Origin of the sequence: Shewanella sp. KX20019 (assembly GCF_016757755.1) — a bacterium.
Lineage (GTDB): Bacteria > Pseudomonadota > Gammaproteobacteria > Enterobacterales > Shewanellaceae > Shewanella.
The window spans coordinates 2,544,628-2,563,576 of sequence record NZ_CP068437.1 but is presented as its reverse complement, the minus strand read 5'-3'; the positions used below and the strand labels follow the sequence as shown (position 1 = coordinate 2,563,576).

18 protein-coding genes are annotated in these 18,949 nt (G+C 43.4%); 12 read left to right on the top strand and 6 right to left on the bottom strand.

Features of this window, described 5'->3' with window-relative positions; genetic code table 11:
* Nucleotides 1-12: 12 nt before the first annotated feature.
* A complete protein-coding gene (locus tag JK628_RS11225; RefSeq protein ID WP_202289543.1) occupies nucleotides 13-348 on the bottom strand; it encodes a hypothetical protein in 336 nt (111 codons plus the stop codon).
* A 150-nt stretch (nucleotides 349-498) separates the two neighbouring features.
* Here JK628_RS11225 and asnS point away from each other — a divergent pair, with 150 nt between their 5' ends.
* Nucleotides 499-1,899: an asparagine--tRNA ligase gene (gene asnS / locus JK628_RS11220; RefSeq protein WP_202289542.1), complete on the top strand. Its 1,401-nt coding sequence runs from the start codon at nucleotides 499-501 to the stop codon at nucleotides 1,897-1,899.
* A gap of 136 nt (nucleotides 1,900-2,035) precedes the next feature.
* On the opposite strand, the gene JK628_RS11215 is transcribed toward asnS, so the two are convergent.
* A complete protein-coding gene (locus JK628_RS11215) occupies nucleotides 2,036-2,335 on the bottom strand; it encodes a hypothetical protein (protein ID WP_202289541.1) in 300 nt (99 codons plus the stop codon).
* A 360-nt stretch (nucleotides 2,336-2,695) separates the two neighbouring features.
* Between JK628_RS11215 and hyaA the strand changes: the two genes are divergently transcribed.
* From hyaA to JK628_RS11160, 11 genes are all read left to right on the top strand, one after another.
* Nucleotides 2,696-3,832: a nickel-dependent hydrogenase small subunit gene (gene hyaA / locus JK628_RS11210; RefSeq protein ID WP_202289540.1), complete on the top strand. Its 1,137-nt coding sequence runs from the start codon at nucleotides 2,696-2,698 to the stop codon at nucleotides 3,830-3,832.
* 2 nt (nucleotides 3,833-3,834) lie between these two features.
* A complete protein-coding gene (gene hyaB, locus JK628_RS11205) occupies nucleotides 3,835-5,538 on the top strand; it encodes a nickel-dependent hydrogenase large subunit (RefSeq protein WP_202289539.1) in 1,704 nt (567 codons plus the stop codon).
* 14 nt (nucleotides 5,539-5,552) lie between these two features.
* Complete coding sequence (gene cybH / locus JK628_RS11200; RefSeq protein WP_202289538.1) at nucleotides 5,553-6,221, top strand: Ni/Fe-hydrogenase, b-type cytochrome subunit; 669 nt, start codon at nucleotides 5,553-5,555, stop codon at nucleotides 6,219-6,221.
* 9 nt (nucleotides 6,222-6,230) lie between these two features.
* Entirely contained in the window at nucleotides 6,231-6,788 is a 558-nt protein-coding gene (locus JK628_RS11195; protein WP_202289537.1) for a HyaD/HybD family hydrogenase maturation endopeptidase, read from the top strand.
* Entirely contained in the window at nucleotides 6,775-8,547 is a 1,773-nt protein-coding gene (locus tag JK628_RS11190) for a Kae1-like domain-containing protein (RefSeq protein WP_202289536.1), read from the top strand. Before JK628_RS11195 ends, JK628_RS11190 begins: the two co-directional genes overlap by 14 nt.
* The gene (gene hypF, locus JK628_RS11185) at nucleotides 8,547-10,925 is read left to right on the top strand and encodes a carbamoyltransferase HypF (RefSeq protein ID WP_202289535.1); all 2,379 of its coding nucleotides are present in this window, start codon (nucleotides 8,547-8,549) and stop codon (nucleotides 10,923-10,925) included. The genes JK628_RS11190 and hypF overlap by 1 nt, the downstream gene beginning before the upstream one ends.
* A gap of 105 nt (nucleotides 10,926-11,030) precedes the next feature.
* On the top strand, nucleotides 11,031-11,792 hold the full coding sequence (hypB, locus tag JK628_RS11180) for a hydrogenase nickel incorporation protein HypB (RefSeq protein WP_202289534.1): 762 nt from the start codon (nucleotides 11,031-11,033) through the stop codon (nucleotides 11,790-11,792).
* Nucleotides 11,792-12,040, top strand: coding sequence for a HypC/HybG/HupF family hydrogenase formation chaperone (locus tag JK628_RS11175; RefSeq protein ID WP_202289533.1), 249 nt, complete (start codon nucleotides 11,792-11,794; stop codon nucleotides 12,038-12,040). The genes hypB and JK628_RS11175 overlap by 1 nt, the downstream gene beginning before the upstream one ends.
* Nucleotides 12,040-13,161 carry a hydrogenase formation protein HypD gene (hypD, locus tag JK628_RS11170; protein ID WP_202289532.1) on the top strand — a complete coding sequence of 374 codons (1,122 nt, stop codon included), beginning with the start codon at nucleotides 12,040-12,042 and terminating at the stop codon, nucleotides 13,159-13,161. Before JK628_RS11175 ends, hypD begins: the two co-directional genes overlap by 1 nt.
* Complete coding sequence (gene hypE / locus JK628_RS11165) at nucleotides 13,158-14,174, top strand: hydrogenase expression/formation protein HypE (RefSeq protein ID WP_202289531.1); 1,017 nt, start codon at nucleotides 13,158-13,160, stop codon at nucleotides 14,172-14,174. Before hypD ends, hypE begins: the two co-directional genes overlap by 4 nt.
* Nucleotides 14,174-14,521: a hydrogenase maturation nickel metallochaperone HypA/HybF gene (locus JK628_RS11160; RefSeq protein ID WP_202289530.1), complete on the top strand. Its 348-nt coding sequence runs from the start codon at nucleotides 14,174-14,176 to the stop codon at nucleotides 14,519-14,521. Before hypE ends, JK628_RS11160 begins: the two co-directional genes overlap by 1 nt.
* Before the next feature lie 79 nt (nucleotides 14,522-14,600).
* Here JK628_RS11160 and JK628_RS11155 read toward each other — a convergent pair whose 3' ends face one another.
* The 4 genes from JK628_RS11155 to JK628_RS11140 are packed head-to-tail and all read right to left on the bottom strand — an operon-like array spanning nucleotide 14,601 to nucleotide 18,949.
* The gene (locus JK628_RS11155) at nucleotides 14,601-15,623 is read right to left on the bottom strand and encodes a tetratricopeptide repeat protein (protein ID WP_237524194.1); all 1,023 of its coding nucleotides are present in this window, start codon (nucleotides 15,621-15,623) and stop codon (nucleotides 14,601-14,603) included.
* A gap of 42 nt (nucleotides 15,624-15,665) precedes the next feature.
* Nucleotides 15,666-16,631 (bottom strand): type II secretion system F family protein, encoded by a 966-nt coding sequence (locus JK628_RS11150; RefSeq protein ID WP_202289529.1) that lies wholly within the window; start codon nucleotides 16,629-16,631, stop codon nucleotides 15,666-15,668.
* Between the two features lie 2 nt (nucleotides 16,632-16,633).
* Nucleotides 16,634-17,611, bottom strand: a complete 978-nt coding sequence (locus JK628_RS11145) for a type II secretion system F family protein (RefSeq protein ID WP_202289528.1) — start codon at nucleotides 17,609-17,611, stop codon at nucleotides 16,634-16,636.
* A 9-nt stretch (nucleotides 17,612-17,620) separates the two neighbouring features.
* A complete protein-coding gene (locus JK628_RS11140) occupies nucleotides 17,621-18,949 on the bottom strand; it encodes a CpaF family protein (RefSeq protein WP_202289527.1) in 1,329 nt (442 codons plus the stop codon).

The window sequence follows — 18,949 nt, the reverse complement described above, 5'->3', positions numbered from 1 at the left end:
TACAATGTAACCTTAGACTACATAACGTATATATAGCCCCGCTGATAAAGAGCACAAAAATAGCAAAGGAATATTAATCCACCAGCCAAGGCGACTGTTTTTGGCAATATAGTAATTAAAGCCCAAATTTATAAAGCTCACTAATGCACACCACCAAACGATATCTGCAAGCAATACTGTTTGCACTGGATCCCACTCAAGCCGTATTTCTGCCCCTTTACTTTTAAGGTAACCCACAGCGGTATCGGGTCTCGCTTGATCGAACAGCATCAATGCATAAACCGCTAATGACCAACCCAAAACAGATAAAGTTGTTAGCAAATATTGGAATGCTCTGAGCCTTTTCATCGATGCCATCCATAGTTTTAGCGTTCTTTTTCAAACAATACCAAGATCCAGACCAACTTACCTTACTTTCCACTTGAGAAATGCTTGTATCAAGGTAATATAAACCTCCAAATTTTTTATTCAAACGTTTCGTTGGAGAACTAAGCAACAATGAGCATTACATCTGTCGCTTCTGTGTTTAAAGGTGAATTTGCGATTGGTTCGCAAATCACAGTACGTGGCTGGGTTAGATCCCGCCGCGATTCTAAAGCTGGGATCTCATTCCTCGCTATTTATGACGGTTCATGTTTTGACCCTATTCAAGGCGTAGTACCGAATAATTTAGAGAATTACGACAACGAAGTGTTAAAGCTTACTGCGGGTTGTTCTGTCATTATGACTGGTGAGGTTGTTGAATCTCCGGGTAAGGGCCAGGCCTACGAAATGCAAGTGACCAACATTGAGGTTGCTGGCTGGGTAGAAGATCCAGACACTTACCCTATGGCAGCTAAACGTCACTCTATTGAGCATCTACGTGAATTAGCACATTTACGCCCACGTACCAATATCATTGGCGCGGTCGCTCGTGTGCGTAACTGTTTATCACAAGCGATTCACCGCTTTTATAACGAGCAAGGTTATATTTGGGTTTCGACACCCCTCATTACCGCTTCAGACACCGAAGGTGCTGGTGAGATGTTCCGCGTATCAACGCTGGATCTCGAAAACCTGCCACGTGATGATAAAGGCGCTGTTGATTACAACGAAGACTTTTTCGGTAAAGAGTCATTCTTAACCGTATCTGGTCAGTTGAACGCAGAAACATATGCCTGCGCCCTTTCTAAGGTTTATACCTTTGGTCCAACCTTCCGCGCTGAAAACTCAAATACGAGTCGTCACCTTGCTGAATTTTGGATGGTTGAACCTGAGATTGCGTTTGCCGATCTAGATGATGCTGCAAAACTGGCTGAAGATATGCTGAAATACTGCTTTAAAGCAGTATTGGCTGAGCGAAGAGATGATCTTGAATTCTTTGCACAGCGTGTAGAAAAAACCGCTATCGAGCGTTTAGAAGCCTTCGTGACCAGCGATTTTGCTCAAATTGATTACACTGATGCAATCGAAATTCTTAAAGCTTGTGATAAAAAGTTTGAGTATGATGTTGAGTGGGGAATCGATCTACATTCAGAGCATGAACGCTACCTAGCTGAAGAACATTTCAAGGCGCCAGTTGTCGTTAAAAACTATCCAAAAGATATCAAAGCATTCTATATGCGTTTGAATGACGATGGTAAAACAGTTGCAGCAATGGATGTATTAGCACCAGGTATTGGTGAAATCATCGGTGGAGCTCAGCGTGAAGAGCGTTTAGACGTTCTTGACGCGCGCCTTGCCGAGATGGAACTAAGCCAAGAAGATTACTGGTGGTATCGTGATTTGCGTCGTTATGGCACAGTACCACACGCAGGTTTTGGATTAGGTTTTGAGCGTTTAGTCTCTTATGTGACTGGCGTATCTAACATTCGTGACGTCATTCCATTCCCTAGAGCACCTAAGTCGGCTAGCTTCTAAAGATCCGCTTTAGATAGGTTTCGTCAATTTAAGACAGAGTAACTAAAAAAGCCTCTAACGTAAGTTAGGGGCTTTTTTGTATCTGCAACCATCTGAATAACCCTTCAAATAGCAACAGTTAGCTGTTAAGTTGTTATCAGTATTCACCTGCTTTGCGTGCCATTGCTTGCTGACCATCAATCTCTTTATGGCCATAGAGTTTGCCGTCAAACTTAATGAGACCAAAGCGACGTCTAATGTACTCAGCTAGCACAATGCCCATCACTAAACCTAAACTCAAGCAACCCACAATAACAGACACAACTATCTCATCTCTGATATCACTTATGATGAAAGCTACCATTCCCATCGCTAACATAGGCGCCAACACGAGTGCAAGCCACTTAAATGACAGTACCAATCCTGAGATAACCGCTAAAAATATTCTTTCACCCATAATAATTCCCTTTAATATGACTATTTACAACTTTAATGATGTTACAACAAACTTGCGCTATCAGCGCATAATTAGTAGAACACGGTGTAAATCATCCATTTATCACCGACAGCTGCATTAACGATACCTTAACATTAAAACTAGCAAAAATAGTGACAGAGATCACGTCATCACCGCAGCGTAGACATATTGTCCTTTGCCACAATAAATAAATGATCTAGCTCAAGCCAGTATAATCTTCCTCTTAACCTACCTCCCAAACCCCTATAAACCTTGACACATATCAATATTAGGATGCTTTTTGACGCCTAGACTGACTTCGTAGAGCAAATTCCTTACCAATAATAATAAGGTTTAACCATGGAAACACACGAAGCCCTTTATCAGCAAGGTGTGGCGCGAATGGAACAATTGCGTCACTTGAAACCTCGTCACGGTGAAACGCTACAAGATAAAATGTTACAGAATGGCATTAGCCGTCGTGATTTTATGAAATGGACTGCATCTGTTACTGCAATGCTGGCCCTTCCCCTACCGTTCAGCACGTTAGTGGCAGAAGCTGCCGAGCTTGCCAATCGCGTGCCGCTTATTTGGTTGCATATGGCGGAGTGTACCGGGTGTTCTGAATCACTTATTCGTACCGATACCCCTAACCTAGATTCGCTGATATTTGACCACGTTTCTCTTGAGTACCATGAAACATTGATGGCAGCTTCAGGCTGGCAAGCTGAAGAGAACCTAGAGCATGCATTGGAAACCTATAAGGGGAACTATTTACTGGCGGTAGAAGGTGCTGTACCGACAGCCAACAACGGTGCCTACCTTACCGTCGGCTGTAAAGGCCATACTGGTTTACATATCGTCAAGGAAGCCGCCGCTGGAGCTGCTGCAATTATCTCGGTAGGAACCTGTGCAGCATTTGGTGGCATACAAGCCGCCTCGCCAAATCCTACGGGTGCCAAAGGCGTATATGAAGTTGTCGACAAACCAGTAATCAACTTAGGTGGTTGTCCACCAAGTGAGAAAAACATTGTTGGCACACTGATGTATTTCATCATGTTCGGCAAACTTCCTGCACTTGATATGTTTAACCGTCCAAAGTGGGCCTATGGTGCGCGCGTACATGACAACTGTGAAAGACGTGGACGTTTTGATGCTGGCGAATTTGTAGAAGAGTTTGGTGACCAAGGCGCTAAAGATGGGTACTGCTTATATAAAGTTGGTTGCAAAGGTCCTTACACCTATAACAACTGCCCAACCGAACGATTTAATCACCATACCAGTTGGCCAGTGCTCGCAGGCCACGGCTGTATGGGTTGCTCTGAGCCAAACTTCTGGGACGATATGGCTGATTTTGAAAAACCATTAGGTAGACAGCTACTACACGGATTGGATGCCACCACCGATACCATAGGTGCGGTAATTTTAGGTGCAACCGCTGTCGGTATTGGTGCACATGCTGTGGCCAGTGTCTTTGCCAAATCTGAAGAGGAATAATCATGAGTAAACGTGTAGTAATCGATCCTATCACTCGTATTGAAGGCCATCTACGAGTAGAGGTCGAAGTTGACGAGAATAATGTTATTCAAAAAGCATGGTCATCTTCTACCCTTTGGCGCGGCATTGAAGTCATTCTTAAGGGTCGTACACCTATGGATGTCGGCTTAATCGTACAACGTATTTGTGGCGTTTGTACCTATTCTCATTATCGCTGTGGTACAGAAGCGGTAGAGAATGCACTGGGCGTCAAAATTCCGCTAAATGCTAAGTATCTACGTAGCTTGATGCAAACCTCGCTCTATATGCATGATCATATTGTGCACTTCTACCATCTCCACGGTTTAGACTGGGTTGATGTAGTATCAGCACTAAGTGCTGATCCCGCACTAGCAGCTCAAGTTGCTCTTAAATACACTGATAATCCTATTAGTGCTGGTGAAGGTGACTTAAGAGCAGTACAAGAGCGTGTTAAAGGTTTAGTTGAGACAGGTAAGCTAGGACCATTTGCTAATGCATATTGGGGCAATGGCACTTACAAGTTCACTCCTGAGCAAAATCTTATTGCGCTATCTCATTATCTTAAAGCACTTGAAGTACAACGCGTTGCGGCTGAAATGCTGGCTATTTTCGGTGGTAAATCACCGCACCCACAGTCAATTGTTGTAGGTGGTGTAACCTCAGTACGTGACATGTTGAGCCCTGCTCGATTACAAGAGTGGAAACAGAAGCACGCGATTGTTAATGACTTTATCATCCGCGCTTATAAGGCAGATATCGTGATGGCAGCCGAAGCATTTGGCGGTGAGCCAAGCGTACTCGGCGGTGTTAACGTGAAAAACTTCTTAGCCACAGATGATTTCTTGCTCGGTGATGGACAGTACATGTTCAATCAAGGCGTGATCATGAATGGCGATCTAGCTGGAGTGAGCGATTTAAATCCAGATTTGATCAAAGAAGATGTGACTCATGCTTGGTACAAAGCGGATGGTCCACAACACCCTTACGATGGCACTACCGTACCGGATTACACTGGCTTCGTAGAAAGAGACACGGTCTACGGCAAACTACCTACAGTTGATGGCGACGGCAAATACAGCTGGGTTAAGTCACCTCGTTATCAAGGTGAGCCTGTTGAAGTAGGCCCACTAGCCTGCTTGTTAGTAAGCTATGCTCGCGGTAATCAAGTCGTAGTAGACGCCGTAAATGGACTGCTTAGTGCAACGGGGCTACCTGTTGAAGCGCTATTTACCACGTTAGGTCGTACAGCTGCTCGTATGCTGCAGACTGTGATTGTTGCTGAAGAGGGCCTTAAAACCTTTGATGCTCTACTCACTAATATGCAGTCTGATGAGTCTACTTATACCAAACCTGAAATTGATCCAAATAGAGAGTATGTCGGCCATTCAATGATTGAAGCGCCACGAGGCATGCTAAGCCATTGGATCCGTATTAAGGGTGGCAAGGTAGAGAACTATCAGGCAGTGGTACCGACAACCTGGAATGCTGGACCTGTCGATGTTGAAGGCAACATGGGGCCTTATGAGGCATCTTTGATTGGCTTAAAACTTGAAGATCCAACCAAACCATTAGAAGTCATTCGTATCATTCACTCTTTTGACCCTTGCATGGCATGTGCTGTTCACGTCATGGATTTCAAAGGAACCAATCTGGGTGAGTTTAAAATCGATCCCAACGGATTTTAGTTAAGGGGGTTAGCATGGCAAATCAATCTGCAACCCACCAAAGAGAACTTGTTTTTGGTGCCGCGACAAGGATATTTCACTGGCTAAGAGCATTAGCCATTCTGGTCCTTGTCATTACCGGGTTTTACATCTCCTGGCCATTTTTAGTGGCACCTGATAACTCAGATGTACTGGTACAAGGTTATATTCGAGGAGGTCATCAAGTATTTGGTTTTCTTCTGGTAGCCATTACTTTGGTCCGAGCTTATCTGTTCTTTTTTGGTAAAAGTGATATCGAGAGACGCTCATTTAAAGATGTGTTAAGTCCCAAGAGTTGGATAACCCAACTTAAGTCTTATCTTTGGATGGGACATTTAGATAAAGCTGGGGTCTACGGGCCACTACAATTTGTGACTTACTTTGCAATTTCGTTAGTTGCCTTCCTGATCTGCGTTACTGGCTTAGTGTTATATGCCAATGTGTATCATCAAGGATTAGGTGGAGCACTTAGCGGCGTCGCAAACTGGGTCACTATGATGATGGGCGGTCTTGCACCGGTCAGAATATGGCATCACTACTTTACATGGGTATTTATCATCTTTGTTGTCATCCATGTCTATATGGCAGTTTGGAGTGGGATCCGCTTTAAGCACAACTCAGTGGACTCTATTGTCTCTGGTTATGATTATCATAAGAAAAAATAAAAGGAAAACATGAAGATATTGCTACTTGGTATTGGCAATGTCCTGTACGCCGATGAAGGTATCGGCGTACATTTCGTCAATTACATCCAAGAAAACTTCGATTTCCACCATCCTGAGCATCAGCTCGATCTACTCGATGGTGGCACTTTGGCCCAAGGCCTAATCCCTACTTTATGTCAGTATGACTATTTAATTGTTGTTGATACGGTTAATGCCAACGGAGTAGAACCTGGCGAGGTTTACTTCTTTGATTTCGATGATGCACCGCCAGAGATTGATTGGCAAGGTAGTGCACACGAAGTAGAAATGCTGCAAACATTAATCATGATGGAGATGGTCGGTGATAGACCAAAAACCTTTGTTCTCGGTGTTACTCCGACGGTGCTTGAACCTATGACTCTTGGCCTTACTCCACAAATCCAAGCCGCTGTACCATTAATGGAGCGCACTTTATTCAACCACTTTGAACAATTAGGTTTCTCTCACTCTCGTTTAGCAAACATCGATATCAATGCACTCATTCCTGACTCTTACAAACGTGGCTTAATATCAGATGAAGAATATTAGATTTGAATTTGACTGTCAGCGTGAGGTGCCCTTCTACGGCCACCTCTGCAACCAATACCTATTAAACGACCAATACGATGTCACTATCGGACAAACCGGCAATAATTACTTTATTGAAGCAAAAGGTGAACAACCCGCACTAGAGCAACTTGCCGATGCCATAGCTGAAGATTTTTTGATTTCATCATGGTTAATAAAGCCCAATATCTCACTTATTGAAAGCCCTATTGGCAACAACAAACTTTTACAGCATACGCCACTATTACAAGAGTATTGTCAGCACTGCCAACCTCACTTTGGTGATAATCAAGCCAAGTATTTTGGCCAATTAGACTATGTCTGCCCCTGCTGCCAAGCAGAAAAGCGCCTTAATAAACAACATCAGGCGCTAGGCTTACTAGAGCTCAAACTGCTGGTCGATGATCTTGAAAGCAAAGGTTACGTCGATCTACCAACTCTCGATGGTAAACAAGCAATACAACTGAGCTATAAACCTAATAATGCAATGGGTGCCAGTGAACGACAGAAATTGGTGATCTGTAACCCTAATAACCTTAATGCCCACTTTGTGGTGTCTGATCAGCAAATCCTTGCATTATCGAGTATCGAAAAGCCACTAATTTGTAGCCGAGCAATTGATAACCACCCTAGGCTAACTGAACCTCTATATTCACTGTGTTTCGCTAATTCTCGCTTACTGATGGTAATTTGTGAGCTCCTGCGTCAGCGTGGTGTCGATTGGATCTATATAAATCACACCGACAACCCGCAACTCGCTCTAGTTAACGCACAATGGATTCCGCTAAAAGAAACAGGGCATAACAATACGACATTAAGCTACCAGTCAGATAAGGCGCCGTTGCACGACGATGCGCACCTTGGACAATACGATGTGCACTGGGTGAAAGACCACATTGAAGTCAGTGCGCTATCATTAGCAAATTCTAAAAATACTGAGGTAGCACCAGTTCAGGAACAGCATGAGGCCGCAACTTGTGCCCTGCATGCTGCAAATCTCGGCGTAAAGAAAGCAAAAAATTGTGCGGTACTCTATCTAAGTAATAGCAATAAAAGTCGTATAGTGACCATGGATTCTAAGCAAAAACTAGAACTGTTTTTTGAGTTTCCAACACTACCTGATAATGGTTATGACATTGTTCATCAGATCGACTCTTCTCCACAAAAGAATCTTTTTGATAAGTTCAAACTCAAATACCCGGAAGATTATCTAGCGTTACTAGAGTTGAAGCTTAGCGGGCCGACAAATAATATTCAGTCTCTATGGGCAATTGCGGCAATTATACTTGGCGCCACCACAGCAGATAGAAATATTAGCAGCAACAAGGTACAGCTTAATGACTTTGTTATCGCCAGTGCGATGCGCCACAAAGGCAGTAATGCACCGAGAGTCGACTTCCCCCTAACTCGGGGGGAAGCTTTTAGAAGTTTAAACTGGTGCAAAACCCTTGGCAGTATTATCAGCTTTAGATTGGCTGAAGATGGCAATATTGAAAAGCTCGCCTTCGGCATGCACGATTCGCTTGCTGACTTTATCTGCAATTGGATTGAGCATTTAGATCAAAACATCAGTATTAAATCTGTCGTATTGGCAGGGAGTACATTTAGCAATGAGCTTTTGGGTAAAAGGATCTCATTGCGATTAGGCAAGAATTTTGCCCTTAATCCAAATCTACAGATGGATTTAGAAGGTCTAAATATCGCAGTAGGTTCGTTGTTTCTAAAGCAGCGTAGACATTAATGGCACAATCTACTCAACGTGTTTGTATCAAGATCTCCGGCATCGTTCAGGGTGTCGGTTTTCGCCCCTTTGTCTACCGATTAGCACATGAACTAAAACTCAGTGGCAGTGTGCTCAATAATAGCGAAGGAGTAACGATTGAGGCTCAAGCGAGCACCAATGTCATTAATGAATTTAAACGAAGGTTAGCCCAAGAGCAGCCGCCACTCGCGCGGATAGATAACATCATAATCGTTGATAAACAAACAATTGAAGATGAGCTGCATTTTAGTATTATCCATAGCGAAAGCAACACTGACGCCGTCGTGGCTGTGTCCGCAGATAAGTGTACTTGTAATGATTGTATTGCGGATATAGACAATCAATCAAGTCGATATTTTCGATACCCGTTCACCAACTGTACTAATTGCGGCCCGCGATACTCAATTATCAATGCATTGCCTTACGATCGTAAAAACACCTCTATGGCAAACTTTGCAATGTGCGAGAGCTGCAAACAAGAGTACCTCGATCCATTAAACAGACGTTATCATGCTCAACCAGTTAGCTGCCCAGATTGTGGCCCAAGCCTTAGCTTTAAAAATCCTGACTTAACCCTTAACAACAGTCGGCTCGATCCGCTAGAGCAGACTGTTAATGCGCTAAAAATGGGAATGATTGTTGCGATAAAAGGACTCGGCGGGTTTCATCTCGTTTGTGATGCAAGCAATCATCATAGCGTCGAGACATTGCGAGCGCGAAAACACCGCCCCGCAAAGCCTTTAGCAATAATGGTAAAAAATATTCAAGTTGCTAAACAACTGGTCCAAGGAAATGACGCTGAATGGCTGACCTTGAGTGGCAATGAACGCCCTATTGTGGTGATGAGGAAAAAATCGCAGCCAGAGCTGAATATAAGCTCGCTGGTGGCCCCCGATATCGACAGGCTCGGCGTATTTTTACCCTATACGCCTTTACATCACCTATTACTACAACACATCGACTCACCACTGGTAATGACCAGCGCCAACCTAGCTGGCGAACCCATCATTACTGACAGCGCTAACATCGCCCTAAAGCTGGGCCATGTTGTAGACTATATTCTGGATCACGACCGCCCTATTTTGAATGGTTGCGATGACAGTGTAGTGCAGCATATAGGCGAAAGACTACAAGTCCTGAGGCTTGCACGTGGTTATGCGCCGCTGTCTATTTACAGCCCAAAACAGATCACCTCAACGACTTTGGGGTTAGGTGCACAGCAAAAAAATAGCGTCTGCTTTGGCTTTGGGCATAACTTGTTTGTCAGTCCGCATATTGGCGATCTTGTCTCTATCGAGGCTGAAAGCTATTTTCATAACACTCTGCATACTTTCTCTCGTTTATATCATTTTGAAGCGAAACAGTTAGTGCATGACTTGCACCCCGACTATTTCACCAGCCGTTGGGCGGAGCCTCTAGTTAACGTTGAAAAAAGGTCTGTTCAGCACCATTACGCCCATGTGTTAAGTGTGCTTGCTGAAAATAAAACGACTGCACAGGTATTAGCGTTTGCGTTTGATGGAACGGGACTCGGCGCTGACAAAACTCTATGGGGTGGTGAAGTACTCCTCGCAGACGTGCATAACTATCAGCGTATTGCTCACTTAAAGCCTTTCAAACTAATTGGCGGTGAACAAGCCATAAAACAACCGGTGAGATTACTGCTATCAATACTGCTTGAAAAATATTCACTACAACAAATAGTGCAATTAGACGTCCCTGCAATACAAAATTTGTCCACCATAGCATTAACTAATTTAGATAAAGTATGGCAGAAAAGCTCCTCTGCAAACGCGACCAGCTCTATCGGCCGTCTATTTGACGTCGTAGCGGTACTGCTTAACCTTATTGATAAGGTTCAATATGAAGGGCAAGCCGGAATATTACTTGAATCAGCTGCAAATAGCGCTGAACTGCCGACAGCGTTTGAAAATACTGACGATTCGAATAAGATTACTGAAGCTAAAAACATCAACTTCAAAATGTCATTATCAACAGACAATCAATGGGATCCAACAGAGCTCGTCGAACAGATCCTCAATGCTGTCTCTAGCCAACCGTTAACTCAAGTCAGAATCGCATCTATTGCAAAAGCGTTTATGGACGCCATTGCAAACATGGTATGCGAAATCGCTAAACAGTATCCACAGCTGCCAATCGTATTGACAGGCGGAGTATTTCAAAATCGTTACCTATCAGAACGCTGCGAAAATCAACTGCAAAGACAAGGGAATAAACTCATGCCAAGTGCTCTGGTACCCATTAATGATGCCGGTATCGCTTTGGGTCAAACTTGGCATGTAATTCACAACACAATAGACAACAGTGCTTATAGCGCCGGCAAAAAGCCAAAGTAAACGTGAGCCGCATCACCATTCGTCAAACCTAAAGCTGATTTACATCAATGCTGCGCTATTAAAGGTGGCAGACAATAAGATATAACTAATAATACGGAGTTACCTATGTGCCAAGACTGTGGCTGTTCAATTACCCGTCATGATCACTCTTTAAGCCCGAGCCATTCGCATTCAAAAACAGATCAAAACATAGCAACTAACCCTCAGTTGAACGACAAAAAAACCTTGTCTGTGATCCATAAAATTCTCGATAAAAATGACATTGAAGCACAACATAACCGCGATCACTTAGAAACAAAATCTGTTACCGGTTTTAATTTAATGAGCAGCCCCGGCAGCGGCAAAACAACACTGCTCGAACATTTACACCTACACACGGATCTTAAGTATGCCGTTATTGAAGGCGATCTAGAGACATCAAGAGATGCCGATAGATTGAAAGCAAAAGGGATCGAAGCATTTCAGATCCAAACTGGTGCTGCCTGTCATTTAGACGCATTTATGGTTCATAGTGCTTTGCATCACATCGATCTGGAACCACTCGATATCTGTTTTGTCGAAAATGTCGGCAACCTAGTCTGCCCCGCCAGTTATGATGTGGGCACACACAAAAATATCGTATTGCTATCCGTTCCTGAAGGCGATGACAAGATTGAAAAATACCCGGTGATGTTCCGCCGCGCAGACGTCGTGTTGATCACCAAAGCTGACTTACTCCCCCATTTCGATTTCAGTATTGAGGAATCAAAAGCCCAGCTTAGAAAACTAAACCCAAATATTGAATTGCTAGAAGTTTCAATTCAAGACACCCAATCACTGCGCAACGTTGCCGACTGGTTAGCCAAGCACGTTGGAGGTAAAGCCTAATGTGTTTATCAATTCCATCGCAGATCGTAGAAGTGCATGAAGATGAAGGTTCTGTCACCGTAAACACTATGGGTGTAAAGCGTAAAGTCAGTAGCCATTTAATGACGGATCCGCTGGTTCTAGGCGACTATGTGCTTATCCACATTGGCTTTGTCATGAATAAAATAGATAAAGCAGACGCGCTCGAAAGCCTGGCGTTGTATCAAGAGATCGTCGAAAAACTGGAACAAGAGGAGAACAGAGCCTGATGCTTTCTTTAAACGATCTCTACCGAGGATTTAGAGATCCCGAAGTCATTAAATCGTTAGCAAAAGAGATAGCGATAGAAGCGGCAAAATATTCGGGAAAAATTAATATTATGGAAGTATGCGGTGGCCACACCCATACCATTATGAAATACGGCCTCAATCAGCTTTTGCCAGACAACATTGAATTCATTCACGGACCAGGTTGTCCTGTATGTATCATGCCTAAAGAGCGCATTGACCACGCCGCAGCACTAGCAAGTCTACCTAATACCATCTTGATCACTCTGGGCGATATGATCCGTGTGCCCGGCTCCAACGGTAATCTTGCGCAGTTTAGAGCAAACGGCTGTGACATTCGGCCAATTTACGATCCCCTAGACAGCCTAACCATCGCCACCGACAATCCGGATAAAACAGTGATCTTTTTTGCCATCGGATTTGAGACATCAACCCCGATGACTGCAGTGTTGTTAGATCAAGCAGAAAAGCGAAACATTTCGAATTTACTATTTCATATCAATCATGTACTTGTTCCACCAGCAATCGATGCCGTGATGGCCGACCCAAGCGCAAAGGTTAACGCCTTTATTGGCCCAGCGCACGTAAGCGTGATCAGCGGTGCTAAAGTATACCGTTCTGCAGTCGACTCCTATAACACCCCTCTGGTGGTATCGGGATTTGAACCCGTTGATGTAATGGAATCGATCTTGATGATCGCCAAGCAAAAAGCACAATCTATCGCCGTACTTGAAAATCAATACAGCCGCGCTGTATCTGAGCAAGGTAACTTGACCGCTCAAGCTCTCATTAATAAATACATGACTATTAGGCCTAGTTTTCGCTGGCGCGGCCTTGGACCCATTCCTGATTCAGCTTTAATGCTCCGCGATGAATATAGCCATCGGGATGCTGAGAGAGTCTATTGTGAACAGTTGCCAGATATCGAAATAGATGACCATAAAGCTTGCCAATGTGGCGATATCTTACGTGGTTTATCTAAACCTAAAGATTGTAAGGTTTTTGGCCGAGGTTGCACACCCGAAACGCCATTAGGTAGCTGTATGGTCAGCTCTGAAGGTGCTTGTAACGCATATTACCGTTATAACGGAGTTACTGAATGAGTCATTCAAACGTTAACAAAACTGTTCAGCTGAGTCACGGCGGGGGTGGTAAAGAGATGAACCGCCTTATTAAAGATATATTTTTTAAGGCGTTTGATAACCCAATCCTTAGAAGTGAAGAGGATGCTGCACGCCTGCATTTCAGCGGTAATACCGCCTTTACCACAGACTCCTTTACTGTCGCACCGCTGTTTTTTGCTGGTGGTGATATAGGCAAACTTGCGATTGCAGGCACCGTTAATGATTTAGCGATGATGGGAGCGGAACCGCAATTTCTAAGCAGTAGTTTTATTATCGAAGAAGGCTTTGCTATAGACGATCTCAAAAAGATTGTCACTAGCATGACAAACGAGCTAAAGCGCTCCGGTGCTCGTATTGTTTGCGGTGATACTAAAGTTGTTCCTAGAGGCTGTGCTGACGGGTTATTCATCAATACCTCAGGTGTGGGCCGTATTCTCAATAATGGGATATCAGTTAAGAACCTTAAAGAGGGAGATGCCATTATCGTATCGCGGGATATTGGTCGTCACGGCGCCGCAATTTTAATGGCACGAGAGGGTCTTGCACTTGAATCTGAACTCACCAGTGATTGCGCTACATTGTGGCCAATAGTTGAGCAACTCATCGCAAGCAACATCGAAGTTCATGCCATGCGAGATGCCACCCGCGGCGGTTTATCAGCGGTATTAAATGAGTGGGCATCTGCATCAAATGTTGGCATAGAAGTTAACGAGGCACAGATCCCTGTTAGTAATGAAGTTTCTGGTTTATGTGAATTATATGGATTCGAACCCTTTGACTTGGCAAACGAAGGTACTTTTATTCTCGCAGTGCCAAAAGCCGTAGCAAAGGAAACGTTAGAGATCATGCAAACCTTTTGTCATTGTGAGCAAGCTGCCATCATTGGCAATGTAAATGACATTAAGCCAGGTAAAGTGATCCTCAATACTCCATGGGGCAGTAGCCGATTTTTAGATATCCCTCAGGGTGAACTGTTACCGAGGATCTGTTAGTGCACGAATACTCAATCGTTACCGCACTGATAGAGGAGTGCGAAAAGTTCGCGGCGCAAAACGATGCTAATAAGGTAACTCGAGTTGATATAAAACTAGGGATCTTAAGTGGTGTGGAACCTGCGTTACTCGAAACTGCATTTGAAACATTTAAATTAGAAGGTATCTGCTCTGAAGCGACTTTGAACATGAACATACAACCACTAGTGTTGAGTTGTTTTGTATGCCACAAAGAAACAGTACATAAAGAAAGGAGCATTATCTGCAGCCACTGCCAAAGTAACGATACAAGGGTATTAGACGGTGAAGATATGCTGCTAATGCAGCTGGAGTTAGAGCAGGTTTAGACACTAATTGACGGACACAAGTCGGAGTACAAGTGCCCTAATGTAAAGAAAAGCCACAGATATTTAGATCTGTGGCTTTTTAATTAGCCGCATGTCTAAACTCATCAGAGAGTTCAGCCCTGGCTCTTTTTAAGTTTTTCTGCGCTTGTTCAAAATAGCTAGGAGAGGTATCGATAGCTTTTTCAAACAACTCAATTGCTTTCTCATAATTCCCCTCAAGCATCAAAAAGTAGCCTAGATCATTGAGCGCGTCAGCAGGCTCCATCGCTTGTTCAAAGGTTGCAAGAGCACGTTTATACAAGCCCTTTCTGACGTAAACTAATCCTAAGTTTGTCCAAGCCCGATCCAGAGCTTGATCTTCGCTTATCGCTTGCCTTAAGTATTTTTCAGCGGTGGTAAGATCACCCGTTAAGTAATAGGAGTAACCCAGATTTGAGATAAGTATGGCGGAATGTGGCTGCAGCTCTATTAATAAGCGGAAATACTCTCGCGCTTTTTGGTGATTATTTTGTACATCATCTAGAATCGCGATCGCATTGTATACTCTTGCAGGAGATTCTCTATCGGGGACGTACAGCTTTCCTATTAAACGACTTGCTGTAATTGACGCAAGCCTTTGTTGGTCAAGCTCTATCGCTTTTTCCAAATGAACTCTAGCTTCTCTATACTGACGCTTATCCATGCTAACAACACCAAGATCGGCATGTACCATCACCAAATTAGGATCTAATGCAAGGGCTTCGTTATAGGCTTTAAAAGCGATGTCTGGATTGCCTCGCATCGTATGGATCCTGCCAATGTGATAAAATGTATTGGCATTTTCAGCATTAAAATCCAAAGCTTGAATATAAGCATACAGTGCTTTTTCAAGATTACCCGATTGCTCCTCATTTCTCGCTTTCTGAAGTGCTTCCTCTTCAGTTTTCGGTGCTTCAAAATCAGATGTTATTGACGACAAGGCGCCAGCATCCAAAAGATCTTGCCTGTCTGGTGCTTTGATTGCTAACGGCTCATCCGGTATTGTAGAGGAACACGCACTCAAGAGCGCGAAAATAAATATTGTTAAAAATAGCTTCAGCGTACGTTTAACAGTCAGCATCATACATTCCTTATTTTTTTGTTTTTGATTGTAGTTGCCAATACATTAAAAGGCTTGTCCCCATACTTTCATCACTTTTAATACTGCAGGCCCTACAGCCACAATAAAGAACGAAGGCCAGATACAGCACATCATCGGAAATATCATTTTTACAGCCAATTTTGCAGCTTGCTCTTCAGCAGCCTGCAAACGCTTATCACGATATTCATCCGAGAACACTCTAAGTGTCTCAGCGATCCCCGTACCTAAGCGCATACTCTGAGAAATTGCAGAGTTAAGGCCTTTAATATCTTCCAAACCCGTTCTATCGGTAAACTCCTGCAAAGCGACTTTAATCGTTAGCCCTGCTCGGACTTTACTACAGACCAACTCTAATTCACTGGCTAAGCTTGGATGGCTAAATGCCAGTTCTCTCGCAACCCTTTGTATCGCAGCCATCAGCCCAAGACCAGCTTCACAACATACAACCAAAAGGTCTAACGCATCAGGAAAACCAACTCGTAGTTGGCGCATACGACGATTTGCTAACGATTGCAAAACCATAGATGGTGCTATAAATGCGCCGCCTAAACATAAGCAGAGTATATAGATGGTCCAAATTCCTGAAATTTTTGGGAACAGATTGAGCACAACTATGGCGGTGATGGCACCCAATAGAATGAGTAATAGACGAGAGGCGTTGAATACAGCCAATGCATTTTGTGAATGAAAGCCTGCATGTATCAGTAGACGTCTTGTTTCATGGTTGGAAAAATTCAGAAATGGCCTCTTCGCCATCTCCCCAATACCATGCTCAAGCGTTCCAGTTACATCATTAGTGCCAATGGGAGTTTCTGCTCCATCATTCAGTAATTTAAGTCTTTTTCTGATCGGTGAATAGACACCACTGATTAAATAGGAGATTGAAATAGCAAGTGTCACGCCTGCAATTCCGGCGATGGCGTAAATTGCCCACTCTACATGTTGAGGGTCTTCAAAAAACTGACCAAAGAAACCAATTAGGAAGTCCATAATTACATATCTATCCTTATTATTTTACTTATCCACATGCCACCGACAAACATACCGATAGCACCCCAAATCAGCAATTTATGGCCCTCTTCTGTGCCTGTTAACTCTCCGACATACCCAGGGGTCTGAATATAGATCACAGCGAATAAAACAAAAGGAAGCAAAATGAGGATCCATGCTGATAACCGACCTTCAGCAGATAAGGTTCTTACTCTACGTCTAAAGGTAAATCTCAGCCTAATAACTCGAGCTAAGTTATTAATGTTTTCGGCCAAATTACCCCCTGTTTCTTTTTGCACCATAACCGCACTTGCGAAGGCCATTGCGGACACACTAGGTACTCGCTCAATAAATCCCAAGATGGCCCGTTTCGTGTCTTTACTGTAATTGATATTGGCAAACATCAGGCTAAACTCTTTCGCCAGTGGCCCTTCCATCTCCTCTGTAACAAGCTTTATCGCATCAGAAAACGAATATCCCGCTTGCAGAGCTCGCCGCAATACATCCAAGGCATCAGGAAAACTTTCTTCAATTTTCTCCATTCGCTTCGATGTATCGCGATTAAGTTTAAAATTAAACAAAAAGAGAGTAAGTGCAAAGACAAATAAAGCGGCGAGAGGTTCGGCCAAATAAAGCCATACAGCCGTACCTGTAACACAAGCCGTAATAGAGGCTAAGATTAAAAATTGATGGCCCATCATTTTATAATCTGCAAGCTCCAATCGATAGCTTAAACTTTCAATAAACCCAATTTTCTCTAGCCATCGGCCGATCGGGCCTAACCTTCCGAGTCGACTCTTGCGCAGTAATGACGTTTCATATGTTATATCACCAGACTCTTCCGATAATTTTTTTAAACGTTTACGAACCAGCGCTGCATTGGCACGCTGGGGGCTATAGACAGGCAGAAATAGCGCCTGTGAAAGAAAGATTACGGCAACAAAAATAAGACCTAGAAATATGATTTGATTGGAAAACATTTATCCCCCTTAGAACTCGGCAAATGGATCGCCACAATTGAATAGATGATAGGGCAGCTCAATACCATGCTGTTTCAATTTGGTGTGGAAGCCAGGGATCACTCCTGTAGCTTCAAACTCTCCTTGGATCTCACCTTCGTCGTTTAACCCTTTTCTAGAAAAGCGGAAAATTTCCGACATAGTGATAATATCTCCCTCCATGCCGTTAATTTCTTGAATACTGGTGATCCTTCTTCTACCGTCTTCTTGACGCTCCAGCTGAACAACTAAATCAATCGCAGAGGCCACTTGAGTACGGATATTACTCACTGGCATGTCAAATCCTGCCATGCAAACCATATACTCCAATCGCCCAAGCGCATCACGAGGGCTGTTAGCATGCAATGTTGTCAAGGAGCCCTCATGACCGGTATTCATCGCTGTCAACATATCCAAAGCTTCACCACCTCGAACCTCACCTATAACAATTCTATCGGGTCTCATTCTTAAACAGTTTTTAACTAGGTCACGCTGTGAAACCTCACCCTTCCCCTCTATATTTTGCGGGCGGGTTTCCAGCCGCACTGTATGGGGTTGTTGCAATTGCAATTCAGCGGAATCCTCAATAGTGACAATACGTTCATCTTTAGGAATAAAGCCTGAGAGCATATTCAGCAAGGTCGTTTTACCACTGCCCGTACCACCTGAAACTAAAATATTGAGCTTTCCTTTAACCCCACCTTTTAGGAGTTCAATCATTGATTCAGTAACCGAACCAATATCAATAAGCTGCTTAGCATTGAGCTTATCTACAGCAAATCGTCTAATCGATAATGATGGGCCGTCTAATGCAAGTGGCGGGATAATGGCATTAACTCGAGAACCATCGGCTAAACGAGCATCAACCATAGGGGAAGATTCATCGATTCGTCTTCCAACGCTTGAAACAATTCTATCGATGATATTCAGCAAGTGTACATTACTATGAAATTTGATATTTACCGCTTCAAGCCTACCACTACGCTCAACATAAACTCGGTCAAAAGAGTTCACCAAAATATCTGAAATAGAGGGATCCGCTAATAGAGTTTCCAAAGGACCTAACCCTAACACCTCATCAATAATGAGTTTGATTAAACGTTTTCTGGTCGATAAATTGATTGGTAAATGTAGGTCATTAAGGATTTGGCCACTTATTTCGCTAATCTGCTCTCGTGCCTGCTCCTTTGAGACGGTTTCAATTAGGGACAGATCCATAACACTCAATAACTTATCATACAGCTTAACTTTGATATCCTGTTCTTCCTGAGTTAATGGTTGATAACCATTAATCCCTTGAGTGTCTTTGTTTATTTCCAT

Excerpts from the sequence above, each read along its gene's own strand:
- JK628_RS11225 (WP_202289543.1), bottom strand. The coding sequence starts at position 348 with ATGAAAAGGCTCAGAGCATTCCAATATTTGCTAACAACTTTATCTGTT.
- asnS (WP_202289542.1), top strand. The coding sequence starts at position 499 with ATGAGCATTACATCTGTCGCTTCTGTGTTTAAAGGTGAATTTGCGATT.
- JK628_RS11215 (WP_202289541.1), bottom strand. The coding sequence starts at position 2,335 with ATGGGTGAAAGAATATTTTTAGCGGTTATCTCAGGATTGGTACTGTCA.
- hyaA (WP_202289540.1), top strand. The coding sequence starts at position 2,696 with ATGGAAACACACGAAGCCCTTTATCAGCAAGGTGTGGCGCGAATGGAA.
- hyaB (WP_202289539.1), top strand. The coding sequence starts at position 3,835 with ATGAGTAAACGTGTAGTAATCGATCCTATCACTCGTATTGAAGGCCAT.
- cybH (WP_202289538.1), top strand. The coding sequence starts at position 5,553 with ATGGCAAATCAATCTGCAACCCACCAAAGAGAACTTGTTTTTGGTGCC.
- JK628_RS11195 (WP_202289537.1), top strand. The coding sequence starts at position 6,231 with ATGAAGATATTGCTACTTGGTATTGGCAATGTCCTGTACGCCGATGAA.
- JK628_RS11190 (WP_202289536.1), top strand. The coding sequence starts at position 6,775 with ATGAAGAATATTAGATTTGAATTTGACTGTCAGCGTGAGGTGCCCTTC.
- hypF (WP_202289535.1), top strand. The coding sequence starts at position 8,547 with ATGGCACAATCTACTCAACGTGTTTGTATCAAGATCTCCGGCATCGTT.
- hypB (WP_202289534.1), top strand. The coding sequence starts at position 11,031 with ATGTGCCAAGACTGTGGCTGTTCAATTACCCGTCATGATCACTCTTTA.
- JK628_RS11175 (WP_202289533.1), top strand. The coding sequence starts at position 11,792 with ATGTGTTTATCAATTCCATCGCAGATCGTAGAAGTGCATGAAGATGAA.
- hypD (WP_202289532.1), top strand. The coding sequence starts at position 12,040 with ATGCTTTCTTTAAACGATCTCTACCGAGGATTTAGAGATCCCGAAGTC.
- hypE (WP_202289531.1), top strand. The coding sequence starts at position 13,158 with ATGAGTCATTCAAACGTTAACAAAACTGTTCAGCTGAGTCACGGCGGG.
- JK628_RS11155 (WP_237524194.1), bottom strand. The coding sequence starts at position 15,623 with ATGATGCTGACTGTTAAACGTACGCTGAAGCTATTTTTAACAATATTT.
- JK628_RS11150 (WP_202289529.1), bottom strand. The coding sequence starts at position 16,631 with ATGGACTTCCTAATTGGTTTCTTTGGTCAGTTTTTTGAAGACCCTCAA.
- JK628_RS11145 (WP_202289528.1), bottom strand. The coding sequence starts at position 17,611 with ATGTTTTCCAATCAAATCATATTTCTAGGTCTTATTTTTGTTGCCGTA.
- JK628_RS11140 (WP_202289527.1), bottom strand. The coding sequence starts at position 18,949 with ATGGAAATAAACAAAGACACTCAAGGGATTAATGGTTATCAACCATTA.